Origin of the sequence: Methylovirgula sp., assembly GCF_037200945.1 — a bacterium.
GTDB lineage: Bacteria > Pseudomonadota > Alphaproteobacteria > Rhizobiales > Beijerinckiaceae > Methylovirgula.
The window spans coordinates 3413632-3435805 of sequence record NZ_JBBCGP010000001.1 but is presented as its reverse complement, the minus strand read 5'-3'; the positions used below and the strand labels follow the sequence as shown (position 1 = coordinate 3435805).

Here is a 22174-nt window from a genome sequence, read left to right as displayed (position 1 = left end):
GCGAATATCGAACACGGTGCGGTAGTATGACCCAGTCATACTGCGGATAAATGTCATGGCGACTGTCGAGAAACTCAGCATCGCGCTCACGCCGGAACTCGCCGACGACATTCGGCGGGTGATTGCGAGGGGGGAGTATGCCTCGACCAGCGAGGTCATTCGCGACGCGCTGCGCGCCTGGAAGCAGGCGCGTCAAGAGAAGGCTGCTGCCATTGAGGAGCTGCGCAAGCTCTGGCGGGAAGGGCGGGGGAGCGGCGAACGCGTTCCGTTCGATAAAGACGACATCAAGCGCCGCGGCCGCGAGCGGCTCGCATCATCCCGCGCCGGCAAAGTCTGAGGCTGGATGGGCCACCTTACCTTAACGCCGCGCGCCCGCGCCGATCTCGACGATATCTGGCTACACATTGCCCTGAATAATCTGGCCGCCGCCGATCGGCTTATCGATGAGATCGCCTCGCGCTGCGAAAACCTGACGGCTCATCCTCTTCTTGGACCGGCGCGGCCCGAGATCGCACCGAACGCCAGATCGCTCGTCGTCGGCAACTATGTGGTTCTCTACCGTCTGGCCGGTGAAGGCGTCGAAGTTGTCCGCATTGTCCATGGGGCGCGGGAACTCCAACGCCTGTTCGACGTCACGCCGGACGACGTCTGAACATTTCCGAATTTGCATAATTTGAGGCTACGCAGGTAGTCGTCTGTGAAGAAGGCGTCCCAAGCGGTTTCGTAATGTGTTTCCGGGGCGTTTGCGGGGCTGATGGCGATCCAGATTGCGGACAACAAAAGGTTGAACCAGGCCAAGAGGCGGCGGAAGTTGTAGCCAGCGGCGGCGAGCACGGCGTTGATCGCGTCGCCGGCCTGTCCGGCAAACGAAGAGAATCACGAGCAGAGCCGCCGATCAATTTGCAAGAAAACCCATCCCCAAGCCGCCAAATCCGGCAAAAACCAATACTGGCCGAGACCCAAAAATCACTCTTAATCAGTAGCTTGGTTGTTCTTCGCGGACGACTACACCCAAGCCTATGAAAAACCTCAAAAAGATGTAGCCCTCCAAGCTGAATACGAGGGTTCGATTTTCCTTCACCGGCTCGAAATTTTGGAAAGTTTATGAAAATCACATTGTTGGCAGCGATTGCCGCGATTGCGCTCAACCTGAGCGGTACCTCGAACGTGTTTGCCGCGCCCGTTAACGGCGCCGCGATCTCGGGCGCATCCAGTTTTTCCGCGCCGATCAGCAAAGCCCATTGGTGTCGGGTCCATCGCTGGTGCGAACACGGCCACTGCTGGGTGCATCGCCGCTGCTGGTGACGGAAGAGACGCTATATTGCGAACCGGGGGCCGCGCGATAAGCGCGTCCTCCGGGACATATTTGGAATTCAAAAACATTTCCGACGCGGGAGAGGGCCATGATCGTCGCGACGACTAATGACATCGCCGGCTATAGAATCGTTCGTCATCTCGGTCTCGTTCGCGGCATCACGGTGCGCTCGCGCAGCGTGGTCGGCAATTTTGTCGGCGGCTTGCAATCCTTCTTCGGCGGCCAGATCAGCGCCTTCGTTCACCTTGCCGAGACCGCCCGGCAAGAGGCGTTCGATCATATGTGCGAACATGCGAGCCAAGGCGGGGCCAATGCCATTGTCGGCATGCGTTACGACGCCAACGAGATCACCGACGGAATCACCGAAGTCCTCGCTTACGGGACCGCGGTCTGGGTCGAGCCGATCTAGCTCGAAGGCCCTTTGAGCGCGTGCCAACCCTTTTCCGCCCGCGCCAGATTCGTGTGCGGTGCATCGAGGAAATAAACGAGCGATGTTGCGCTCGTGAAGCAATAGAGCTTGTGGGTGTCGGGATCGGTCCAGTTGATCGAACAATCTGCAGGAACTAATTTGCCTGCCGCCAAGCCGATTGGATCATGATCGTCGAAGCCGCCCTTCATCTTCACCGGCGGCACAACCCATTTCCAGGTTCCCATGCCCGACTTTTGTGCCGCCGCGATCCGCGGGTCGTTGACGGTGTCCGCCATGTCGCTGCTCGAGACCTGGGTGGTTTCAGGCGCGGGCAGGCCGCTTTGCGCCGAGACGGGCGTGCTCAAGCCGCTCGCGAGCCATGCGCTGGCCAGGCAGGGCAAAAATTGTACGAAACCCCGGATTTTTGTCATGAGAGCCTCCAGCAATCGGCGACCTTCAATATAAGCCGCTCACTTCGATAACGCATCACAATCGCCGAGGGTTTTCGACGGGCGGTATAGTCCAAGCGGTCTAGGAATAGCCGCAACCTCGATATGGGCTTTCGCTTGCTTTGGCCGCGCACCTGCGGCAAATACGGGACGCTAGGAGTGTAGCTCAATTGGTAGAGCACCGGTCTCCAAAACCGGGGGTTGGGGGTTCGAGCCCCTCCTCTCCTGCCATCTAAGTTTTTATTCATGAAAAACAATGACTTGTGCACGGCGATCCATCTCTCGGCCGCGACGCGCAGACTATAAGTTGGTGGCATAGGCAAGAGCAGGGGTGCGGAATGCGTAGGGCTGTGTCCAGGTGGGCGTTGCTGCCTCTGGCTCTCTTGGGTCTCGGCCAGGTGCCGGCGTGGGCGGAGAACACCGCTTGCCGGGGCCTTGTCGATGCGATGGTCAAGAATTCCAAGACGCCTTACCACAGCGTCGGCACAATCTCGTTCGACCCCAAGGATCCGCCAGCGCCCGGCACGACAATCTCACCAAAGCCAATATCGACCGAATCGATTTTCACCGGCACGCAGGTTTTTGCAAAAACGCCGAACGGACAATGGAAAGATATCCATGCCGTGATCTCAGATTTGCAGCAGCGGGTTGCAGACAGCGTCAAGAGTTTTACAGATTGCAGGCGGCCTCCCGATGAAATGATCGACGGCAAGCGATTCATTGTCTACATCGGCTCTCAAGACAGTGGCACGCTCAATATCGCGACCAAAATTTGGGTGTCGGTCGAAACGGGCACACTGGCCCTTTCCGATGTCATGATTACTGCACCTACGCCCCCGGACGGCAAGATCAGGCGTCAATTGATGTCGTTGCGCTACGATTATAGCGACATCAAAGCCCCGGCGTCATCGAACTAGTCGGTCGAGCAGACTCATACCTAGGCCGCTATTTTGCCGCGTGTGCCGAAAAGATAGATCAGCCCGCAGGCGAATGAGATGATCCCGGCGAGAATGAAGGCCGGCACGAACGATCCTTTGGCCTGGATGAGCGCGCCCGTTATGAAAGGCGCCAGCGCGCCGCCCACTGAGCCACCGACATTTTGAACGGCTTCGAGCGTCGCAACGACATTTGGCGGCGCGATCACCGCCGGCAAGGCCCATCCGCAACTTGAGGCGACATTCGCAGCGAAAAGCCCGCAGGCGATCAGGCCAATTGCGACATAGACATTTCCGCTCTGCGACGCCGCGATTGTAAACAGCCCGGCTGCCAGCAGGCCCACGACTGTCGGCCACCGGCAGGCTGCGGCCGGACTGATTCCCCGTCGTATGAGCCCCTCGGATATGAAGCCACCGCCGAGGGCGCCGAAAAAGCCCGCGGCGAGCGGCACCGCCGCCCAAAACCCGGCGCTGGCGACGCTCTGATGGCGCGAACTTTCCAGATAGGCTGGCAACCAGGTCGCATAGAGCCAGGAAATATAGACGACGCCGAAGAAGCCGAGGAACATGCCCCAGGTCGTCGGAAAGCGCAGGAGCCATAAGGCTTGCCGAAAGCCGATATGCGGAACGTCAGCCGAGTCCTGCCGGCGAATTTCCGCGAGATCGGCCTCGGGCACGTTCGTATTCTCAGGTGCACGGTAGAAGACAACCCAAAGAGCCGTAACTGCGAATCCGGCGAGGCCTGCGATCAGAAACATCTCGCGCCAGCCGAAAGCCAGCATCAGCCACGTCAGCAGCGGCGGCGCCAGCGCCGGTGCGAGCCCCGAGGATGAATTGAAAATGGCGATCGGCAATGCGCGCTGGTCAAGCGCAAACCAGTCCGTGCAGACGCGTGTGCCGCCGATATACATCGGGGATTCGCCGAGACCCAATGCGATGCGCGCGATGATAAATTGGCTGAGTGAGCGCACGAAGGTCGCGCTGAGCTGAGCCAGTGACCATAAGACCAAGCCGACGCCCAATGTCCGGCGCGCTCCGAAGCGATCGAGGAGAGTGCCCGCCGGAATTTGTGCCAGGCCATAACTCCAGGCGAAGGCCGAGAGCAGCACGCCAACCTGGCCGTAAGAAAGGTGAAGCTCCTGATGAACTTGCGGCTCAGCGACCGCGACCGCGGCGCGATCGAGGTAATTGATGCATCCGGCAGCGACGAGCAGGCCCACCGCAATGACGCGCAGGCGGTGTGTCGTCGGTGAATAGATGAAAGAGGAAGGCGTGAAGCTCTGGCGTCCGGTAGGGCGATCGGCTGCCATGTTATGCGGATGCAACGGGCGAGGCGGATGATAAGGTCTTTTCCACTGAGCGCCCTTTCATGAGTGCCGCGACCTGAAAGCGAGAAAGAACATGCCGGACCGTATACTCGTAATTTACGGATCGTATCGAGTCGACCGTCTGGGAATAAGGCTCGCGAACTACCTTGTGCGAGGCCTCAGTCAGCGCGGCGCAGAGGCGGAACTCATCGATGCCAAAGCGATCGGCCTGCCGATGCTTGATCGCATGTACAAGGAATATCCAAAAGGCACGGTGCCAGCGGCGATGGAGGCGCTGGCCGAAAAGATTCGAAGTGCCGACGCCTTCATCTTCGTGACCGGCGAATACAACTGGGGGCCGCAACCGGGCCTCAAAAACCTGACCGATCATTTTCTGGAAGAATGGTTTTGGCGCCCGGCCGCGGTGGCAAGTTATTCCGCCGGGCGCTTCTCGGGCGTTCGCTCGGGAACGGTCTGGCACGGCATTCTTTCGGAAATGGGTATGGTCGTCGTGTCGAGCACGCTCGCCGCCGGCCCGATCACGCAGACGCTCGACGCTAATGCGCAGCCGGTCGGTGAGGGCGGCAAGGCGCTCGAACAGAGCTTCCCGCGTTTTGCCGACGACCTCGCATGGTGGACGGAGGCTGCGCGCGAGCAGCGCACGCGCCGCGCGCCACCTTACTAGGATATGCAAATGAACGATCTGCTTCCTGCAAATCCATCAATCGACCAGCTTGCCCGCATCATCGGCAATGTCGCCGCACCGGCGTTCTTGCTGGGTGGCGTCGCATCATTCATTTCAGTGTTGATTCGCGGATCAGCCACATAATCGAACGGTCGCAATATTTGCACAGCATCGCCGATGACGATACCACCAAGATCTATCTCAAGACGGACATTCCCCGGCTTAGGCGCCGGGCTGCACTCTTAAATCGATCGCTGTTCTGCGCTATCGTAGCGGCGATACTTACCGCGCTCATTATCATTGTTGCCTTCGTTAGCGCGTTCTACCGCGTGGCACACGAATATGGCGTGGCGTTCTTGTTCGTAGCCGCGCTGATTACGTTTTGCGTCTCGCTGATTGATCTCGCCCGCGAGACGCGAATTGCCCTTCGCGACAATGATCTTCACAAATAGACCATTGCGGTACGAATGAATATTGAGTGGGACAAGTAGAAGTGGCTTTTCTCCCTTGCCCCTTCGCTTGATAAAATTCACACGGCGCTGAGGCCGAAGAGGGCGAAGCGCTGGTCGGCATCGGTCCATGTTGCGCTGACCTGCCAGCCGCTTTCGATCGCGAGTTCGGAAAAGCTGTCGATCGAGTATTTGCGCGAGCTTTCCGTATGGATCGTCTCGCCGTCATTGAAAGCAAAGGAGTGGCCGGCGACGGTGACATTTTGCTCTGCGAGACTGACGAGATGCATTTCGATGGCGGATTCGGCCTCGTTCCAGCGCGCCTCATGCGCGAACCGAGCGAGGGCAAAATTGCCGGAGAGTTCGCGGTTGATCCGCGCCAGCAGGTTGAGGTTGAACTCGGCCGTGACGCCGTCGCGATCGTCATAGGCGGCGATCAGCGTCGGGATGTATTTCTTGAGATCGGCGCCGATCATCGCAAGGCCGCCGGGGCCCACGTGGCGGCGCATCCGCTGTAGAAACGCCAGAGCTTCGGCCGTATCGAGATTGCCAATCGTCGAGCCGGGGAAGAAGGCCACGCGGTGCTTTGCCGGCACATGCGCCGGAATGTCGAAATCGGAGGTAAAGTCGGTCGCGATCGGATGGACGTGAAGCCGCGGAAAGCGATCGCGCATCCGCGTCGCTGTCTGCTCCAGAAAGTCGGCTGCGATGTCGATCGGCACGTAAAGCGCCGGCGCCTCGAGCGTGCCGAGAACGATTTCGGTCTTCACGCCGGCGCCGGCGCCATATTCGAGGAGAATGGCGCCACGACCGCACAGATTGGCGATCTGCCGGGCGTTGTCGCTGAGGATCGCGGTCTCGGTCCGGGTCGGATAATATTCGTCTAGCTGCGTGATCGCCTCGAAAAGTTCACAGCCGCGGTCGTCGTAGAGCCAGCGGGCGGGCAACGTCCGTTGCGGGCGCGCGAGCCCGGTCAACACGTCGGTGCGAAAGGCATCCCGCTGCCGCGTTTTAGCATCGACGAACTCAAGCATCAGGCATCCTCCGCCAGGCGCAGGCCCGAGAACTGCCAACGGGCATCGGGCGGAAAGAAGTTGCGATAGGTCGCGCGAATATGGCTCGCCGGCGTCACGCACGAGCCGCCGCGCAGCACGAACTGGCCGCACATGAACTTGCCGTTGTATTCGCCGACCGCGCCGTCGGCCGTCCGGAAGCGCGGGTAGGGCGAGAAGGCGCTGCGAGTCCATTCCCAGACATCGCCGTACATCTGGCGCAGGCCATTTGTCGGCTTTGGCGCGGGCCGCGGCCGCAGCCGCTCGCTGTCGAGCAGATTTCCAGTCTGCGCCACATCACGCGCGGCATATTCCCATTCGAACTCGGTCGGAAGACGCCGTCCGGCCCAGGTCGCGAAGGCGTCGGCTTCGAAATAGCTGATGTGCGTGACCGGGGCGGCGGGATCGACGGGCTGCGCACCGCGCAATGTCATCGTCCAATAATTGGCCTCGCCGCGGTCGTCCCAATAGAGCGGCGTGCTCCAGCCTTCGGCCTGGGTTTTGGCCCAGCCTTCGGACAGCCAGAGCAGCGGATTGCGATAGCCGCCATCGGCGATGAACTCGATCCATTCCCTATTGGTGACGAGGCGGTCTGCCAGCCGGAACGGTTCGATGAATGTTTTATGCCACGGCCCTTCGCAATCGAACGAAAAGCCTTCGCCATCGTGGCCGGCCTCGATGAGGCCGCCGGGCAGGGGTAAGAATTGCAGAGCATCTGCGCCATCGGGTTCGACGGCGAGCGGCTCGGCGCTTTTGTAAGCCGGGCGCAGCGGGTTCTGCGCGAAGAGGTGCAGAATGTCGGTGAGCAAAAGCTCCTGATGTTGCTGCTCGTGATGACAGCCGAGTTCGATGAGCTCCGTTGCGGCGTCCGGCGCCGATTTTTCGAGCAGACGCGCAATGCCGGCATCGACATGTTCGCGATAGCGATAAACATCGTCGAGGCTGGGGCGGGTGATTAGACCGCGCTTTGGCCGTGGCTGTCGCGCGCCAATCGAATTGTAGTAGGAATTGAAGAGGAAATTGTAGGTCTCGTCGAAACATCGATAGTCCGGCAGAAACGGGACCAGCACCATCTTCTCGAAAAACCATGTCGTATGCGCCAGGTGCCATTTGGACGGACTCGCATCCGGCATGGATTGCGGCGTCGCATCCGCATCGGACAATCGAGCCCCAAGGCCCCGGCTCGTCTCACGCACGCCCTGATAAAAACAAAGGAGCTGGGGCGTCTTTAAACGCGATCGGAAAAGGGCAGCCGTCATCCTCGTGCTCCTCCGCTCTCTGGCCGGTATCATTTGGGGTGGCTGTAGAGAAAGGCAAGCTTTTCCTACGCGGAAGGGGTTTAGTGAAAAAATCCTTCTCTTGCGGGAACCTTATCGCGGGCTGCGAGTTGCGACGGGCTTAGCTTGCTGATGAAGCTGAGTTATCTCGGGGGAGATTACATGCGCCGTGCCGCCCGCGCTCTATCGCAGGCCGTTACCAGTACCGTTTTGGATTTCGCTCGATGGGCTGCGCCGGTCGCCAAGGCTGGCGTTGTAATTACCCTTGCCGGCTCCTGCATCACCGCGCTGGCTGATACAAAGCCGTTGCAAACGCCATTGCCGGCTCCGAAACCGGCTGCTGCACCAGGGCCCTCCAAAGACGCCGTCCCAGCCGTGGTGCTCGATGATAAAGACATCGAAGGCGTGATGGGCCGCGAAATCTACAGTATCGCCGGCGACGATATGGGGCGGATCGTCGATCTTCTCGTCGATCATAGGGGGAATCTTCGTGCCGCAATCATCGACTTTGGAGGATTTCTCGGTGTTGGTAGCCGGAAGATTGCCGTCGATTGGCACGCAATCCAGTTTGGGCAGGATAGGGCACTCTTGTCGCTGACTCGCGATCAGGTTCGCGTGGCGCCGGAATATAAGGAGGGGGAACCGGTTGTCATTTTAGGACCAAGTTCATCGGCGCCGCTGCAGCGGCTCTCGGCGCACCAGCAGCAAACGGCACCGGTGACGGCACCGGCAAAATGATCGACTGAACGAAGACATTCGCCGCGCTGAATCATCGCCGGAATTTTTGCTGTTGTCCGAACGAGAAGGTCAGTGACGCAATTTCCGGATATCAAGGCGAATGCGACAAGCCCCCATCCGTCGCGCCGAAGCCTCGTCGGTCTCGACTGGTTTACGTTTTTCCTCGCCGATGTCCAGACGGGCTTCGGGCCGTTCGTTGCCGTCTATCTGACCACGGCGCAATGGACGCAGCAGGATATCGGCTTCATCCTGTCGATCACCGGAATTATCGGGCTGCTCGGCCGGATGCCGGGCGGTGCACTTGTCGACGCTGCGCGCTCCGAACGTAACGTCGCCGCCATCGCAGTTGTCTGTATCGGTATCAGCGCCTTGATGCTCGCGGCGTGGCCGCTTTTTCCGCTGGTTTTTCTCTCGACAGTCCTCAGCTCCAGCGCAAATTGCGTGCTCGCGCCGGCCATCGGGGCGATCAGCCTCGGGCTTGTCGGCCATTTTGCGATCGGGCCACGTCTCGGACGCAATGCGCGCTTTGCCTCGCTCGGCACAGTCGTCGCGGCGGCGGCCATGGGCGTCGGCGGATACTTCTTCTCAAGCCGATCCGTCTTCATCATCACGGCGCTTCTTCTCGGCCCGACCTTGATCGCACTCTGGCAAATTCGCTCGGGGGAAGTCGATCCGACGCGCGCGCACGGCGGCAGCAAACCTCTGGTGCATCCGGAGCAGAATCTCTTACGTCTCGCGCTGAATGGGCCATTGCTCGCCTTCGCGGTTTGTAATTTGCTCTTTCAATTGGCCAACGCCGCCATGCTGCCGCTCATGGGCAGCATTCTGACGATGCGCTCCGCCAATTGGGCGACAGTTCTCATCGCGGCGTGCATCATCGTGCCGCAACTGATCGTTGCGGCGCTGTCGCCCTGGGTTGGACGTCGCGCCGACAAATGGGGGCGCCGACCGCTATTATTGATCGGCTTCGGCGCGCTGCCGCTGCGCTGTCTACTGTTTGCCTATATGCCCGACCCGAGCTTCGTCGTTTTCGAGCAGATTCTGGATGGAATTTCAGCTGCGGTTCTGGGCGTGCTCGTACCGCTGGTCGTCGCAGACATTTCGCGCAACACGGGACGCTTCAATCTCGCGCAGGGCGTCATCGGCACGGCTGTCGGGATCGGCGCCGCGCTCAGCACATCTTTTGCCGGATATGTGAGTGATCATTCCGGCAGCCAGAGCGCGTTTCTCGATCTGGCTGCCATCGCCGCTTGCGGCTTCGCTTTCGTCTTGTTCGTGATGCCCGAGACGCGGCCACGTTGATGGAGATCAAAACCTCGCGACGGCTAACGGGCGGGGCGTCGCCGCTCTGATCAGTTCGTTATAAACTTCAATATAATCGTTGGCCATGCGGCGTGACGTAAAGCGTTCTTCAAAACGCTTGCGAATTTGCGCCCGCGAAAGCTGCGACAAGCGCCGGATGGCGCCAACCGCACTCGTTTCGTCTTCGACAATGAAGCCGGTTACGCCATCTTCGATGACTTCTGGCACGGAGCCGCGGTTGAAAGCGATGACCGGCGTCCCGCACGCCATGGCTTCGATCATGACAATCCCGAAGGGCTCCGGCCAGTCGATCGGGACGATCAATGCAAGTGCGCCGCTGAGGAATTCGGGCTTCTGTACGTCACCGATTTCACCGATGAACTCAATATTGTCATGCGTGAGAAGCGGGCGAATTTGCTCTTCAAAATAATCCACATCCGCCGCGTCCACTTTCGCGGCGATTTTGAGCGGCAGGCCCGCACGTATCGCGATCTTGATCGCGCGATCGACACGCTTTTCGGGTGAGATACGACCGAGAAACGCAAGATATCGCGGCTCAGCCGGGATCGGCGTCAGCAGATTTTCGGGCATCCCATGGTGGATTGTCCGTGCCCAGCGCGCATTGGGTGCCGGACGGCGCTGCGAATCTGAAATCGAGACGAGAGGCAACGACGAAAACGTCTTAAAAACCGGCTGCAATTCGGGCAGGTCAAGGCGACCATGCAGTGTCGTCACGAATGGCGTCGATTGCCGGGTGAAGAGCGAAAACGGGAAATAATCCAAATGGAAATGCAGCAGATCGAACTCATGCGAGCGTTGATAGACATGTTCGAGCATTGCGATGTGGAGCGCGCTCGGTTCGCGGACGGATCCGTCAAGACGCAAGGCGCAGGGCCACATGGGCGCAAGCGTTGCCGACGTGCGGGAGTCGCCGCTTGCAAATAGAGTGACATCATGCCCTAGCGCGACGAGCTCTTCGGTAAGCCAAGAAACGACACGTTCCGTGCCGCCATAAAGACGCGGCGGGACCGCTTCATAAAGCGGCGCAATCTGGGCAATACGCATTGGAATGAATCCTCGTGAACGACATTTCGAAGCGCAATCGCGGACTGTCGCACGGTTGCAGAACTAGCGATCTGTAAATCGCCTGCAATCGGCCGCCCGAAACTGCAGAGACAACGCGCAACGGCCTAGTTTGTTCAAACTTTTTCGCACTGCACACATTCGACAGGAACTTAAAGCTGCGCTTGGCGTTTGTGATTAGCCGGTCGAACAAGCAGATCTCTGTCCAATAATCGCCGGTATTCAATTTGTAGCGAATCCCGACCGGGGGAAGGTCTTGGATGGACGATCTTTGCCAATACGCCAAGCGGCCGACGGGTTTTGTTCTTCGCTATGTCAAGCTTCAGCCAATCTCGCATCTGATCATATCGATCTGCGTGCTGGCGGCTGTGGGTTGCTCGGTGAGCACGCAATTTGGCATCAAGTTTCTGGTCGATAGCCTGTCGAAAGGCGTGGGCAATGCCAATCCCTGGACAGCCTTTGCACTCTTGTGCGGCTTCATCGCAGCTGACAATTTGCTGTGGCGCGTCGCGGGGTGGATTGCAGCCAGTTCATTCGTTCGCGTGACGGGTGATATGCGTCGCGAAATGTTCCAGCATTTGATGGGCCATTCGCCGAGCTATTTCTCCAACCGTCTACCTGGCACGTTGACGAGCCGCATCACGGCCACGTCCAATGCGGCGTTCACGATCCAGAACATGTTCATCTGGAACGTGCTGCCGCCCTGCGTTGCGACCGTGGGCGCTATTGCCTTCATTGCCGCCGTAAATCTGCAAATGGCCGCGGTGCTGAGTGTCATTGCCGGCATCGTCGTTGCGGTGATTTTCAGAGTTGCCGCGAAGGGGCGGCCGATTCATCAGGACTTCGCCGAAAAAGCTGCCGCCGTCGATGGCGAGATGGCCGATGTCGTGGGCAACGTTTTGCTCGTCAAAGCTTTTGGCGGCTTTAAAAGCGAGCGCAATCGCTTCGCCGGCAAAGTGGGGCAAGAGATGGGCGCGCGGCGGCGCAGCTTGCGCTACCTTGAGAAATTGCGCCTGTTCCACGCCGTCGCGACATCGATCCTGGTCGCGGGTCTTCTGGGCTGGGCGATCCTGCTCTGGCAGCACGGCGCGGTAAGCACAGGCACGGTCGTTCTCGTTTGCACGCTTGGCGTTTCGGTCCTCGCCGCGACGCGCGATCTCGCCGTGGCGCTTGTCGACATCACGCAGCATATGGCAAGGCTTGCGGAAGCCCTGCGAACCCTGCTGGTCCCACATGAACTTGGCGACCGCCCCGGCGCGGTTGCGCTCGCGCGCGCGGGTGCGGAAATTACCTTCCAGGATGTGTCCTTCCATTATCCCGGTGGTCCGCAAGTTGTGAAAGACTTCAGCCTGCGCATCCGCCCGGGCGAGAAGGTCGGTCTTGCTGGACCTTCCGGCGGCGGCAAATCGACCTTGCTGGCTCTGATGCAGCGTATGCACGACGTGCAGGCTGGGCGTATTCTGATCGACGGTCAGGATATTGCGATGATCACGCAGGAAAGTCTGCGCGCCGCGATCGCCGTTGTCCCACAGGACATCAGCCTCTTCCACCGCTCGCTGATCGAGAATATCCGCTACAGCCGACCGGATGCATCCGATGACGACGTGATGAAAGCCGCCGCGGCGGCGCATTGCGATTTTATCGACGATTTACCGGACGGCTTCAACACCACGGTAGGCGACCGAGGGTTGAAATTGTCCGGCGGTCAGCGTCAGCGCATCGCGCTGGCGCGGGCGTTCCTGAAGGACTCACCGATCCTGCTGCTCGACGAAGCAACCTCGGCGCTCGATCACGAATCCGAGGAAGCCATTCGCGAAGCCTCGGTGCGGCTGATGAAGGGGCGCACCGTCATCGCGATTGCGCACCGTTTAACGACGCTGCGAGACTTCGACAGGATCGCGATGCTTCAGGACGGCGAACTCGTCCAGGATGGACCGCCGGGCGAGCTGATCGACGTTAATGGCTATTACAGCGATTTCGCGCGGCGGAAGATGACGGCGCGGCGAAAGTACCACGAGCACGCTGACGGATCGGTTCGGCGCTACGCGATGGACGCTTAACTGATTGTTGTCGCCCAGATGTCGCCCTTGCGCGATAGCACATTGACGGCGACGTCAGTGCCGGTGCGCCGGAGCTGAACGGACATGCTGGCGTCGTTCAGCGTTAAGCCGTGCAGCGTTACCTCTTCGAGGAAATCCGGCAGGTGCGGCCGGTTGAAGATGACGTGACGATTGGCTGGATCGAAGCTGAGGCCGAGCGACGCGGCGAGGACGGCCAGTGGAGTAGCAGCCGCCCACGCCTGCGGCGAGCAGGCGACTGGATAAAAGGTCGGCCCCTGGCCACGCACACGGCGAAAGCCGCAGAACAGCTCCGGCATGCGGCGCAGGTCGATATAAATCGAGGCTTCGAACAGGCCCTTGAAAATCCGTGTCACTTCGGCGCCAAAGCCGTAACGCGCGAAGCCCAACGCGATCAGCGCATTGTCGTGCGGCCAGACTGAGCCGTTGTGATAGCTCATCGGATTATAGCGCGCTTCGGACGCTGCGACGGTTCTGATGCCCCAACCCGAAAAGCCGTCATGGTCTGTGAGATTGCGAACGATCTGCGCCGCGCGCGATGGCAGCGCGATGCCGCTGAACAACGTGTGGCCGGCATTTGAGGTCAGCACGCGGCAGGGACGCTTTTCGCCGTCGAGCGCCAGGACGTAAGTGCCGAGCGCCTCGTCCCAGAACTGCGTATCAAAATGTTTCTGAAGCTGTTCGGCCTCATGCTCAAGCTTTCGAGAGCGATCATGATGGTCGAGGCGTGAGGCGATTGTCGCCGCGGCGCGTTTCGCAGCATAGACGTAGCCTTGGACTTCAACGAGCGCGATGGGGCCTTGCGCCAACGTGCCATCGGCATGGAAGACGGAATCATGGCTGTCTTTCCAGCCCTGATTGAGCAATCCATCATCACTCTTGCGGCCATATTCAACGAATCCATCGCCGTCGCGGTCGCCATAAACGTCGATCCAATTCAAGGCCGCTTCGATATGGGGCCAGAGCTGCTTTAACGCGCGCGCATCGTCAGTTCTTTGCAGATAGGCCCCGGCAAGAACGACGAACAGAGGTGTGGAATCGACGCTGCCGTAATAACGGCGGAAAGGGACTTCGCCGAGTTCGGCCATTTCGCCGCGGCGTGACTCGTGCAAGATTTTGCCGGGCTCGGCGTCGGCCGCCGCGTCGATTTTATCGGCCTGATTTGCCGCCAGATAAAACAGCACGCCGCGCGCGAGCGCCGGGTCGATCCAGAGCGTTTGCAAAGCCGTGATCAAAGCATCGCGGCCGAAGACGGTGCTGAACCACGGAATGCCGGCATAAGGGTAGGGGCCCTCGGGCAAGTCCGTCGTCAGCATATGAAGGTCGGCGACGGAGCGGCGCACGACTTCATTGAAAATGTCGTTGGAGGTCTCGACCGAAGCCTCGCGTGCGAGCGCGGCGCGAAGATCGCGCCTTGCATCGCGCAGCGAGGAAAAGAACAGCCTCCAAGGTGGGATATTGGGCGACACGTTCTCGCAGCGAATTTCGATGAAAATTGACGCACGCTCGCTGGGCTCGAGATCCACGTCGAAGATCGCGTGATTGGCTGTCAGATGTGTGGGCTGCGGCGAGAAACGCAGTTGCGTATCGCGGCGCCGGTCATCGAGGCCTGTGTAGGACATGACGACGGAATCCGCTTTCACTGACGTCGGATGATAGGTGCCGCGCCGTTCGCGCTTGCTGCCGCGAACCTCGAAGAGGTCCGCGAAATCGGCGGCAAAATCGATCTGGATTTTGACGCGCTCGCGCCGCTCGCTGAAATTGCGTACCGCCAGCCGCTCAAAATTCGCATTCTGCCATACGAATTTCAGCCGCCGCAGATGGATGAGATCATGTTCCAGGGCGATATGGTCTCCCTTGTGCAGATCGGGATTCGTCAAATCGCAGATCAGGGCTCCATTGTCGTCGCGCAATGTCGAGCTCAGGAGGATCGGCCGCTGACCAAAGATCGACAGACTCAGATGCGACAGGTGCCGCGTGTCACGATGAAAGATGCCTTCGGGGCTGCCGAGCGAGGAGAGTACATCGCCATTGTCATCGAACATTGCGAACGTGTCGCCATGCTTCAGCGTGCGCGTGCGGCGCTCCTGAAGCGCGGGAATTGTGAACTGGAACTGCTCGTCTTGAGCATCCGGCAGAATGCTGTCTTCCATGATACGTCGGCCTTTATTTCCGAAGGCGCTAGCGGAATCTCTGTCTTAAGATATCCAGCTAACCAAGATTTCGACACGTCCGGAAGGAAGCCGCCCGGAGTTCTTATGTCTGAAGCTTGAACTGAAGTATTGTTGCTCGCGAGGCCGTTTTCGACAGGCTCATCGGACGAGGCAGATTATTGCGGATAGCTTGCGTATATGACGATATCAATCTGTAAGTGCGACCTTCGGAGCGGATTGCAACTATTTTTTGGCGCTCGCAAAGATGCCAACAGGTGAGTGCGGGATGTGCCCTGTCATTGCGGCATTGCCGATTGTTGAAATGCGGGCTCGGGCGTGAGAGCTTTGCAATATGGGGTTCCGTCTCGATACTCAGGCCGATCTGAAGAAGGGCGTCGCACGTCTCGTCGCGCTGGATAAGCGTTTCGCGCCGATCGTCGCTGCGACGGGCGTACCGGGGTTGCGCCGCCGTGAGTCGGGTTTCGCCGGGATCGTTGCGATTGTCTGTGGGCAGCAGCTTTCGACCGCCAGCGCCAACGCGATCTGGGAGCGTTTGCGAGCCGCCTTCGATCCGATCACGCCAGCGGCCATCGCCAAGGCGCGCGCCGATCGGTTGGCGCGGCTGGGCCTCTCGGCCGCGAAGATCAAGACGTTGAAGAGCCTTGCGCGCGAGATTGTCGCCGCGCGCTTCGATCTCGATGCGCTCGCCGACGAGGACGCTGAAATCGCGCACGCAAAGTTGACGGCGCTACATGGGATCGGACCTTGGACAGCGGATGTCTATCTGCTGTTTTGCCTCGGCCATCCAGATGCATGGCCGGCGGGCGACCTCGCGGTGCAGGAGGCGGTCAAGCTCGGATTGGGGCTTCCCATCCGTCCCACAACCAAGGAAATGATGGTGCTCGCAGAAGCTTGGCGGCCATGGCGCGGCGTCGCGGCGCATGTCTGGTGGGCCTATTACAGGACCGTTAAACAGCGCGAAGGAATCCTTCCTACTGGTCCCGCCGCCAAAGCGGCGCGCCGGCAAGCAGCGCGCGTAGAGGTATGATGCAACCGGCATTCTCCTGGCAGACCTGGGCTGGCCTTTCAGCGGTTTTCGCCGCGTTGACGGCGATTTTGGCGAAACTCGGCGTCGAGAACATCAATTCAAATTTCGCGACGCTGATCCGCACGATCTTCATCCTGATCCTCGCCGCGATCATCGTTTCCGTCACGCGGGCATGGCAGGCGCCGAGTTCGATTTCACCGCGAAGCTTCCTGTTTCTGGCGTTGTCGGCCTTGGCGACGGGCGCCTCATGGCTCTGCTATTTTCGTGCGCTTCAATTGGGCCAGGCTTCCAAAGTCGCGCCGGTCGATAAACTGAGTGTCGTCCTCGTCGCGCTTTTTGGTGTCACATTTCTCGGCGAAAAGCTTTCCGCCATGAATTGGCTTGGGGTCATATTCGTGGGCGCCGGGGCGATCTTGTTGGCTTTTAAATTTTGATACGGCCGGCGCGGATCGGCGAGGGGGAAACATGATCGGGGAAATTTTTATCGGCGTCCTGATTATCTTCGCCATAATTTTGGTGCTGCCGATCTTCCGGTCGATCTTCACCATTCAGCAGGCGCATGCCGGCATCATCGAGCGGTTCGGCAAATTCAGTCGCGTTGTCGAGCCGGGCCTGCACGTCAAACTTCCCTATATCGACAGGCTCGCCGCATTGCTGTCGTTGAAGATCGAACAGAACATCATCACCGCGGACACGAAGACGAAGGACAATGTCTTCGTGAAGGTCAATATCGCCGTCAATTATCGCGTAGTCGCTGGCCGTGAGCGTGAGGCGTTTTATGTGCTGTCGGACGCCAAAGGGCAGATCCAGGCTTATGTCCTCGACGTCGTCCGTTCGAAAATTCCGGCGATGACACTCGACGAAGTTTTCGAGAAAAAGGACGATGTCGCACAGGCGGTCACGCAGCATCTTTCGGAATTGATGCAGCAATACGGATTTGAGATCGTCAGTTCGCTCGTCGTCGATGTGCAGCCGGATCCCACGGTCGTCGCCGCGATGAACGAAATCCAGGCGCAAACGCGGCTTCAGCTCGCGGCGCAGGCCAAAGGCGAGGCCAATAAGATTTTGGCGGTGAAGGCCGCCGAGGCCGAGGCCGAGTCGAAGGCTTTGCAAGGCAAGGGTATTGCCGACCAGCGCAAGGCCATTATCGCAGGGCTCAACGATTCCGTGACAAGCCTCTCGACGACGGCGCACACGCCGCCGGCCGAAGTGCTGCGCACGCTGCTCATGACGCAATATTTCGATACGATTCGGGAAATCGGTATTCAGTCCGGCTCCAAGGTCATTTTGCTTCCGCATAATCCCAGCGCGATGACGGAAATTGGCAACCAGATTCGCGATGCAATGATCGTCGCAGAGGAAGTTAAGTGATCCGACTCAAGCATAAACAATTGATAATATTTAAAAATCATTAGTACATAAAAAAGATAGAATGATATATTGACTTCTCGATTGAAACCCGTTTGTTAAGACCTCTCGAAACCGTGATCTGCACGGTTGACGGTCATTTCGTGGGGGTTGAAGAGGGTCATGCGGATTTCTGGATTGAAGACGGGATTTGCCGTAGCTCTGACGGGCTTTGTCGCTCTTGCCGCTGGCGGCTGGAAATATGCCGAGGGTGCCCAGTCGGTCACGCTGCTCAATGTCTCCTATGATGCGACCCGCGAGTTTTATCAGTCGATCAATGATGCCTTCGCGGCCGATTACCTGAAGAAGACCGGCACACAGGTCACGATCCAGCAGTCGCATGGCGGCTCCGGCAAGCAGGCGCTGTCCGTCGTCAACGGTCTGCAGGCCGATGTGGTGACGCTCGGCCTGGCCTGGGACATCGACGCGATCGAGCGGGCTGGACTGCTCAAGCATGGCTGGCAGGCCAAATTCCCGGATAATTCCGCGCCTTATACATCGACAATTGCGTTTCTCGTGCGCAAGGGCAATCCCAAGCACATCCACGACTGGAAGGATTTGTTGCAACCCGGCGTGCAGGTGATTGCCGCCAATCCGAAGTCCAGCGGCGCAGCGCGCTGGGTCTTCCTTGGACTTTGGGGCGCAGTCGGCGGGGCAAAGACCTACGATCTTTCGACCAAGGAAGGTCTCGCGGCTTCGATCACTGACGGCAATGCCGCGAAGGATTTTCCGATCTACAAGAACGCCGCGGCGCTCGCGGCCGTCACCGCGCTTTACAAGCACGTGCCGGTTCTCGATACCGGCGGGCGCGGCGCGACGGTGACCTTCGCCCAGAAACAGATTGGTGACGTGCTGGTCAATTGGGAGAACGAACTCTATTTGGCGACCGACGAATTCGGCAAGGACAAGTTCGACATCGTTTATCCCTCCACCAGCGTTCTCGCGGAACCACCGGTTGCGGTCGTCGATTCCATCGTCGATAAGAAGGGTACGCGAGCAGTTGCGACGGCTTATCTGGACTATCTCTACACGCCCGACGCACAGGACCTCGCCGCGCAATATCATTATCGGCCTCGCAATATCGATATCTATAAGAAATACGAAACTACCCTTCCGCCCGTGAAGCTGTTTACGGTTGATCAGGCATTCGGCGGCTGGCCGCGCACGCAGAAGACTTTCTTTGCTGATGGCGGCGTCTTCGATCAAATCTATAAGCCAACGAAGTAAGGACTCCGCCTTCGCTTTGGTACAAGGCTGTGCAATTGCGGTCTTGGAATACGGCGGCTAAACGAAGGTCGGCTATATTGAACGCGGCGGCCATCGGCTTGCGTCTTATGAGAGTTTGAAGAATGGCGGGCGCGCGCAAGGTCATCCCCGGCTTCCGGCTGACGCTCGGCTATACGCTCTTCTATCTCTCGCTTCTGGTGCTGATCCCGCTCGCGGCGCTGGTCCTCAAGACCACGCAATTGTCGTGGTCCGAGTTCGTCGCGACGATTACCGATCCGGTCGTCGTCGCGGCTTATCAATTGACCTTTGGCGCCGCGGCTCTGGCTGCGATCGTCAATGGTCTGTTCGGCCTGATCGTCGCCTGGGTTCTTGTGCGTGAGCCTTTTCCGGGCCGGCGTTATTTCGATGCGCTGATCGATTTTCCCTTTGCGCTGCCGACTGCCGTCGCCGGCATCACCTTTTCAAACCTCTATCTCACCGATGGCTGGATTGGCGGCTTCGGCGATCACGCAGTTACATTTCTGAACGGGCTGGCGGGTCATTTCGGCCACCCGAATGCTCTGTCCGCCGGCGCGCTGTCCTGGCTGGACTTTCCTTACAGCAACACCAACACCGGCATTGTGATCGTCCTGATCTTCGTCGGGTTTCCGTTCGTCGTGCGCTCGGTGCAGCCGGTGCTGCAGGAATGGGATCCGCAATATGAACAGGCGGCCTATAGCCTTGGAGCAAGCGGGGCGACGACTTTTCGACGCGTGATCTTTCCGGAGATTTTCCCGGCGTGGCTCAGCGGTGTCGCGCTCGCCTTCGCTCGCGCCATTGGCGAATACGGCTCGGTAATCTTCATTGCCAGCAACATTCCGGGCAAGTCGCAGATCGTGCCGTTGCAGATCGTCACCAAGCTCGACGAGTTCGAGCCGGCCCAGGCCACCGCCATTGGCGTCGTGCTGCTGTTCTTCTCGCTCCTGATCCTGCTGGGCATCAACGGGATCGAAACCTGGTCGCGACGCCGGTCGCAAGCGGCGGTCTGAGCGATGTCCGGGGCGCCCATTCTCCAAACGCACACCGCTCCGGCGCGTTCGAACAAGGCCGAGCGCAGCGTGACCGGACGCGTGCTCGTCACGGCCGCGGTTTTGTTTCTTACGCTGTTTATCGTCCTGCCAGTCACCAATGTGTTCACGCAGGCGCTCTCGAACGGTGTCGCCGCCTATTGGCACGTGTTCTTTCCGCCGGCCGTCGATCCCGCGGCACATCTCACGATCTTCCAGAGGCACCGGCAGGTGGCCGCGGTTCGGCAGGCCGCCGATACGTGGAATGCGATCCGCTTGAGCTGTGGCGTCGCTGCCATCGTCGTGCCGCTCAATATCATCTTTGGCATCGCCGCGGCTTGGGCGATTACGAAGTTCCGGTTCCGCGGCCGGCTCCTGCTGCTGACGCTGATCGATCTGCCATTCTCGATCTCGCCGGTCATTGCCGGTCTGGTCTTCGTGCTGCTCTTCGGACGCGGGGGCGTGGTTGGGGATTGGGCGACAAACGTGACCTGGCCGGACCCGACTTCGCTCACCTGGCAGGGCTTTTCCGGCCATTGGTGGCCCTTTGCCTTCGCCAATACCTACACCGGCATCATCTTCACCCCGGTTGCGATCGTGCTCGCCACGTCATTCGTGACCTTTCCGTTCGTCGCGCGATCTCTGATTCCACTGATGGACGCGCAAGGCTCGGACGAGGAGCTTGCCGCGCTTTCGCTTGGCGCCAGCGGCTGGCGGACGTTCTGGACGGTGACGCTACCGAATATCAGGTGGGGCCTGCTCTATGGCGCGATCCTGTGCACGGCGCGCGCGTTCGGCGAATTCGGCGCCGTCTCGGTCGTCTCCGGCCATATCGATTCCAATGATACGATTCCGTTGCGGGTCGAGAAGCTTTGGGACGGCTATGACATGCAAGGCGCCTTTGCGGTTTCGACCTTGCTTGCGCTGCTGGCCGTTGTGACCTTGATCATCAAGGCAGCGGTCGAGATCAGGACCAAACATACCGAGACGGCCGCCGCGGCGGTTCATGAGGTGAAGCCCGATGAGTATCGAAGTCCGCCGGATCAGCAAGACCTACGGCTCGTTCCAAGCGCTGAAGGGCGTAAACCTTAAGGTCAATTCAGGCGAGCTTGTCGCGTTGCTTGGGCCGAGCGGCTCCGGCAAGACGACTTTGCTGCGCGTGATAGCCGGGATCGAGGCGGCCGACCCCGGCGGCGAAGTCTTGTTCGACGGCCTTGACGTTTCCGACACCGATCTTGGCAAGCGCAAGATCGGGTTCGTCTTCCAGCATTATGCTTTGTTCAAGCAGATGAGCGTCTTCGAGAACATCGCTTTCGGTCTGCGGTCGAAACCGTGGCGGCAGCGCCCATCGAATGCCGCGATCAAGAGCAAGGTCGAGGAATTGCTGTCACTCGTCCAGCTCAGCAATTTCGCCCAGCGCTATCCTTCGCAATTGTCGGGCGGCCAGCGTCAGCGCGTGGCACTTGCCCGTGCGCTCGCCGTCGAGCCGCAGGTGTTGTTGCTCGATGAACCGTTCGGGGCGCTCGACGCCACGGTGCGGCGGGAGCTACGCCGCTGGCTGCGTAAATTGCATAATACGATCAAGGTCACGACGATTTTCGTGACCCACGATCAGGAAGAGGCGCTCGAGGTCGCCGACCGCGTCGCGGTGATGAACGCGGGGGGCATCGAGCAATATGACGCGCCCGAGGAAGTCTACGAGCATCCGGCGAACCCGTTCGTGTTCCGCTTCCTCGGCAATTACAATCTGTTCCACGGCCGGCAGGAAAGCCAGGCCTCGGGGCAGGGGAGCACCGAAGGTGAAGCCGTTACGTTCGTGCGGCCGCACGACATCGAAATCTCCCGCGAGAGTGACGCCAGTGCGATCGCAGCCAGGGTGACCCATATCGGCTTTGCCGGGGCCGCCGTGAATGTCGAACTCATCAGACTCGATGATCAACGATCGATCGATGCGGAGCTGACGACGCAGACCTATCGCGATCTGGCGCTGAAGGTCGAAGACCAGGTCTTCGTCCGCCTGCGCAATGCGCATTCCTTCGCCGACGATTACTCGATCTGAGGCGATCTCATCCGAGGCCGGGCGGGGGTAGTTGAGACTTACTGAGAATTCGCTTGGCGCGGCCAATCGCCTGCACTATATTGTCGGGATGTGGCGCGTGGCCGGTTGGCTCCGCGCCCTGATTTTTTTAGCCGGGGCCGCATGGGCGATATCGG

General features: G+C 59.6%; 24 protein-coding genes and 1 tRNA gene. 19 read left to right on the top strand and 6 right to left on the bottom strand.

All coding sequences use genetic code 11. The features are described from left to right. Nucleotides 1-55: 55 nt before the first annotated feature. The 4 genes from WDN02_RS16825 (at nucleotide 56) to WDN02_RS16810 (ending at nucleotide 1724) form a co-directional block, all read left to right on the top strand. Entirely contained in the window at nucleotides 56-337 is a 282-nt protein-coding gene (locus WDN02_RS16825; RefSeq protein ID WP_337294580.1) for a type II toxin-antitoxin system ParD family antitoxin, read from the top strand. Nucleotides 338-343: 6 nt separating this feature from the next. Beyond that, on the top strand, nucleotides 344-652 hold the full coding sequence (locus WDN02_RS16820; RefSeq protein WP_337294579.1) for a type II toxin-antitoxin system RelE/ParE family toxin: 309 nt from the start codon (nucleotides 344-346) through the stop codon (nucleotides 650-652). A 452-nt stretch (nucleotides 653-1104) separates the two neighbouring features. Beyond that, a complete protein-coding gene (locus WDN02_RS16815) occupies nucleotides 1105-1305 on the top strand; it encodes a hypothetical protein (RefSeq protein WP_337294578.1) in 201 nt (66 codons plus the stop codon). A 98-nt stretch (nucleotides 1306-1403) separates the two neighbouring features. Then, the gene (locus WDN02_RS16810; protein WP_337294577.1) at nucleotides 1404-1724 is read left to right on the top strand and encodes a heavy metal-binding domain-containing protein; all 321 of its coding nucleotides are present in this window, start codon (nucleotides 1404-1406) and stop codon (nucleotides 1722-1724) included. On the opposite strand, the gene WDN02_RS16805 is transcribed toward WDN02_RS16810, so the two are convergent. Then, nucleotides 1721-2155 (bottom strand): hypothetical protein, encoded by a 435-nt coding sequence (locus WDN02_RS16805; RefSeq protein WP_337294576.1) that lies wholly within the window; start codon nucleotides 2153-2155, stop codon nucleotides 1721-1723. The genes WDN02_RS16810 and WDN02_RS16805 overlap by 4 nt on opposite strands. 173 nt (nucleotides 2156-2328) lie before the next feature. On the opposite strand from WDN02_RS16805, the gene WDN02_RS16800 reads away from it, so the two are divergent. Continuing rightward, nucleotides 2329-2404, top strand: a tRNA-Trp gene (locus WDN02_RS16800). 107 nt (nucleotides 2405-2511) lie between these two features. Then, nucleotides 2512-3090, top strand: a complete 579-nt coding sequence (locus WDN02_RS16795) for a hypothetical protein (RefSeq protein WP_337294575.1) — start codon at nucleotides 2512-2514, stop codon at nucleotides 3088-3090. Between the two features lie 20 nt (nucleotides 3091-3110). Here the strand turns inward: WDN02_RS16795 and WDN02_RS16790 are convergent, their stop codons facing one another. Next, a complete protein-coding gene (locus WDN02_RS16790) occupies nucleotides 3111-4418 on the bottom strand; it encodes an MFS transporter (protein WP_337294574.1) in 1308 nt (435 codons plus the stop codon). Nucleotides 4419-4509: 91 nt separating this feature from the next. On the opposite strand from WDN02_RS16790, the gene WDN02_RS16785 reads away from it, so the two are divergent. From WDN02_RS16785 to WDN02_RS16775, 3 genes are read left to right on the top strand one after another with little or no spacing between them, the layout of a single operon-like run. Further along, the gene (locus WDN02_RS16785; RefSeq protein ID WP_337294573.1) at nucleotides 4510-5100 is read left to right on the top strand and encodes an NAD(P)H-dependent oxidoreductase; all 591 of its coding nucleotides are present in this window, start codon (nucleotides 4510-4512) and stop codon (nucleotides 5098-5100) included. A gap of 9 nt (nucleotides 5101-5109) precedes the next feature. Beyond that, nucleotides 5110-5244, top strand: a complete 135-nt coding sequence (locus tag WDN02_RS16780) for a hypothetical protein (RefSeq protein ID WP_337294572.1) — start codon at nucleotides 5110-5112, stop codon at nucleotides 5242-5244. Nucleotides 5245-5261: 17 nt separating this feature from the next. Then, the gene (locus WDN02_RS16775) at nucleotides 5262-5552 is read left to right on the top strand and encodes a DUF2721 domain-containing protein (protein ID WP_337294571.1); all 291 of its coding nucleotides are present in this window, start codon (nucleotides 5262-5264) and stop codon (nucleotides 5550-5552) included. A 77-nt stretch (nucleotides 5553-5629) separates the two neighbouring features. On the opposite strand, the gene egtD is transcribed toward WDN02_RS16775, so the two are convergent. Both egtD and egtB read right to left on the bottom strand, forming a co-directional pair. Further along, nucleotides 5630-6583 (bottom strand): L-histidine N(alpha)-methyltransferase, encoded by a 954-nt coding sequence (gene egtD, locus WDN02_RS16770; RefSeq protein ID WP_337294570.1) that lies wholly within the window; start codon nucleotides 6581-6583, stop codon nucleotides 5630-5632. After that, a complete protein-coding gene (gene egtB / locus WDN02_RS16765) occupies nucleotides 6583-7860 on the bottom strand; it encodes an ergothioneine biosynthesis protein EgtB (RefSeq protein ID WP_337294569.1) in 1278 nt (425 codons plus the stop codon). Before egtB ends, egtD begins: the two co-directional genes overlap by 1 nt. A 180-nt stretch (nucleotides 7861-8040) precedes the next feature. Between egtB and WDN02_RS16760 the strand changes: the two genes are divergently transcribed. Further along, nucleotides 8041-8616, top strand: coding sequence for a PRC-barrel domain-containing protein (locus tag WDN02_RS16760; protein ID WP_337294568.1), 576 nt, complete (start codon nucleotides 8041-8043; stop codon nucleotides 8614-8616). Nucleotides 8617-8688: 72 nt separating this feature from the next. After that, nucleotides 8689-9918, top strand: a complete 1230-nt coding sequence (locus tag WDN02_RS16755; RefSeq protein ID WP_337294567.1) for an MFS transporter — start codon at nucleotides 8689-8691, stop codon at nucleotides 9916-9918. Nucleotides 9919-9924: 6 nt separating this feature from the next. On the opposite strand, the gene WDN02_RS16750 is transcribed toward WDN02_RS16755, so the two are convergent. Then, on the bottom strand, nucleotides 9925-10983 hold the full coding sequence (locus WDN02_RS16750) for a glycosyltransferase family 4 protein (protein WP_337294566.1): 1059 nt from the start codon (nucleotides 10981-10983) through the stop codon (nucleotides 9925-9927). 278 nt (nucleotides 10984-11261) lie between these two features. Between WDN02_RS16750 and WDN02_RS16745 the strand changes: the two genes are divergently transcribed. Beyond that, nucleotides 11262-13061, top strand: coding sequence for an ABC transporter ATP-binding protein (locus tag WDN02_RS16745; RefSeq protein ID WP_337294565.1), 1800 nt, complete (start codon nucleotides 11262-11264; stop codon nucleotides 13059-13061). Here WDN02_RS16745 and WDN02_RS16740 read toward each other — a convergent pair. Beyond that, entirely contained in the window at nucleotides 13058-15232 is a 2175-nt protein-coding gene (locus tag WDN02_RS16740; RefSeq protein WP_337294564.1) for an amylo-alpha-1,6-glucosidase, read from the bottom strand. The two genes, WDN02_RS16745 and WDN02_RS16740, sit on opposite strands and share 4 nt — an antisense overlap. Before the next feature lie 352 nt (nucleotides 15233-15584). Here WDN02_RS16740 and WDN02_RS16735 point away from each other — a divergent pair, with 352 nt between their 5' ends. From WDN02_RS16735 to WDN02_RS16705, 7 genes are all read left to right on the top strand, one after another. After that, on the top strand, nucleotides 15585-16280 hold the full coding sequence (locus tag WDN02_RS16735) for a DNA-3-methyladenine glycosylase (RefSeq protein ID WP_337294563.1): 696 nt from the start codon (nucleotides 15585-15587) through the stop codon (nucleotides 16278-16280). Beyond that, complete coding sequence (locus WDN02_RS16730) at nucleotides 16277-16714, top strand: EamA family transporter (protein ID WP_337294562.1); 438 nt, start codon at nucleotides 16277-16279, stop codon at nucleotides 16712-16714. Before WDN02_RS16735 ends, WDN02_RS16730 begins: the two co-directional genes overlap by 4 nt. A 31-nt stretch (nucleotides 16715-16745) precedes the next feature. Further along, nucleotides 16746-17651, top strand: coding sequence for an SPFH domain-containing protein (locus WDN02_RS16725; RefSeq protein WP_337294561.1), 906 nt, complete (start codon nucleotides 16746-16748; stop codon nucleotides 17649-17651). 159 nt (nucleotides 17652-17810) lie between these two features. Continuing rightward, nucleotides 17811-18914, top strand: a complete 1104-nt coding sequence (locus WDN02_RS16720; protein ID WP_337294560.1) for a sulfate ABC transporter substrate-binding protein — start codon at nucleotides 17811-17813, stop codon at nucleotides 18912-18914. Between the two features lie 122 nt (nucleotides 18915-19036). Beyond that, nucleotides 19037-19942, top strand: coding sequence for an ABC transporter permease subunit (locus WDN02_RS16715; RefSeq protein WP_337294559.1), 906 nt, complete (start codon nucleotides 19037-19039; stop codon nucleotides 19940-19942). Nucleotides 19943-19945: 3 nt separating this feature from the next. Then, the gene (locus WDN02_RS16710; RefSeq protein WP_337294558.1) at nucleotides 19946-21052 is read left to right on the top strand and encodes an ABC transporter permease subunit; all 1107 of its coding nucleotides are present in this window, start codon (nucleotides 19946-19948) and stop codon (nucleotides 21050-21052) included. Then, entirely contained in the window at nucleotides 20982-22019 is a 1038-nt protein-coding gene (locus WDN02_RS16705) for a sulfate ABC transporter ATP-binding protein (RefSeq protein WP_337294557.1), read from the top strand. Before WDN02_RS16710 ends, WDN02_RS16705 begins: the two co-directional genes overlap by 71 nt. The last annotated feature ends 155 nt before the right edge of the window (nucleotides 22020-22174 follow it).

Excerpts from the sequence above, each read along its gene's own strand:
- egtD (WP_337294570.1), bottom strand. The coding sequence starts at position 6,583 with ATGCTTGAGTTCGTCGATGCTAAAACGCGGCAGCGGGATGCCTTTCGC.
- WDN02_RS16825 (WP_337294580.1), top strand. The coding sequence starts at position 56 with ATGGCGACTGTCGAGAAACTCAGCATCGCGCTCACGCCGGAACTCGCC.
- WDN02_RS16805 (WP_337294576.1), bottom strand. The coding sequence starts at position 2,155 with ATGACAAAAATCCGGGGTTTCGTACAATTTTTGCCCTGCCTGGCCAGC.
- WDN02_RS16710 (WP_337294558.1), top strand. The coding sequence starts at position 19,946 with ATGTCCGGGGCGCCCATTCTCCAAACGCACACCGCTCCGGCGCGTTCG.
- egtB (WP_337294569.1), bottom strand. The coding sequence starts at position 7,860 with ATGACGGCTGCCCTTTTCCGATCGCGTTTAAAGACGCCCCAGCTCCTT.
- WDN02_RS16745 (WP_337294565.1), top strand. The coding sequence starts at position 11,262 with ATGGACGATCTTTGCCAATACGCCAAGCGGCCGACGGGTTTTGTTCTT.
- WDN02_RS16785 (WP_337294573.1), top strand. The coding sequence starts at position 4,510 with ATGCCGGACCGTATACTCGTAATTTACGGATCGTATCGAGTCGACCGT.
- WDN02_RS16780 (WP_337294572.1), top strand. The coding sequence starts at position 5,110 with ATGAACGATCTGCTTCCTGCAAATCCATCAATCGACCAGCTTGCCCGC.
- WDN02_RS16750 (WP_337294566.1), bottom strand. The coding sequence starts at position 10,983 with ATGCGTATTGCCCAGATTGCGCCGCTTTATGAAGCGGTCCCGCCGCGT.
- WDN02_RS16810 (WP_337294577.1), top strand. The coding sequence starts at position 1,404 with ATGATCGTCGCGACGACTAATGACATCGCCGGCTATAGAATCGTTCGT.
- WDN02_RS16760 (WP_337294568.1), top strand. The coding sequence starts at position 8,041 with ATGCGCCGTGCCGCCCGCGCTCTATCGCAGGCCGTTACCAGTACCGTT.
- WDN02_RS16790 (WP_337294574.1), bottom strand. The coding sequence starts at position 4,418 with ATGGCAGCCGATCGCCCTACCGGACGCCAGAGCTTCACGCCTTCCTCT.
- WDN02_RS16820 (WP_337294579.1), top strand. The coding sequence starts at position 344 with ATGGGCCACCTTACCTTAACGCCGCGCGCCCGCGCCGATCTCGACGAT.
- WDN02_RS16795 (WP_337294575.1), top strand. The coding sequence starts at position 2,512 with ATGCGTAGGGCTGTGTCCAGGTGGGCGTTGCTGCCTCTGGCTCTCTTG.
- WDN02_RS16725 (WP_337294561.1), top strand. The coding sequence starts at position 16,746 with ATGATCGGGGAAATTTTTATCGGCGTCCTGATTATCTTCGCCATAATT.
- WDN02_RS16730 (WP_337294562.1), top strand. The coding sequence starts at position 16,277 with ATGATGCAACCGGCATTCTCCTGGCAGACCTGGGCTGGCCTTTCAGCG.
- WDN02_RS16720 (WP_337294560.1), top strand. The coding sequence starts at position 17,811 with ATGCGGATTTCTGGATTGAAGACGGGATTTGCCGTAGCTCTGACGGGC.
- WDN02_RS16740 (WP_337294564.1), bottom strand. The coding sequence starts at position 15,232 with ATGGAAGACAGCATTCTGCCGGATGCTCAAGACGAGCAGTTCCAGTTC.
- WDN02_RS16815 (WP_337294578.1), top strand. The coding sequence starts at position 1,105 with ATGAAAATCACATTGTTGGCAGCGATTGCCGCGATTGCGCTCAACCTG.
- WDN02_RS16735 (WP_337294563.1), top strand. The coding sequence starts at position 15,585 with ATGGGGTTCCGTCTCGATACTCAGGCCGATCTGAAGAAGGGCGTCGCA.
- WDN02_RS16715 (WP_337294559.1), top strand. The coding sequence starts at position 19,037 with ATGGCGGGCGCGCGCAAGGTCATCCCCGGCTTCCGGCTGACGCTCGGC.
- WDN02_RS16705 (WP_337294557.1), top strand. The coding sequence starts at position 20,982 with ATGAGTATCGAAGTCCGCCGGATCAGCAAGACCTACGGCTCGTTCCAA.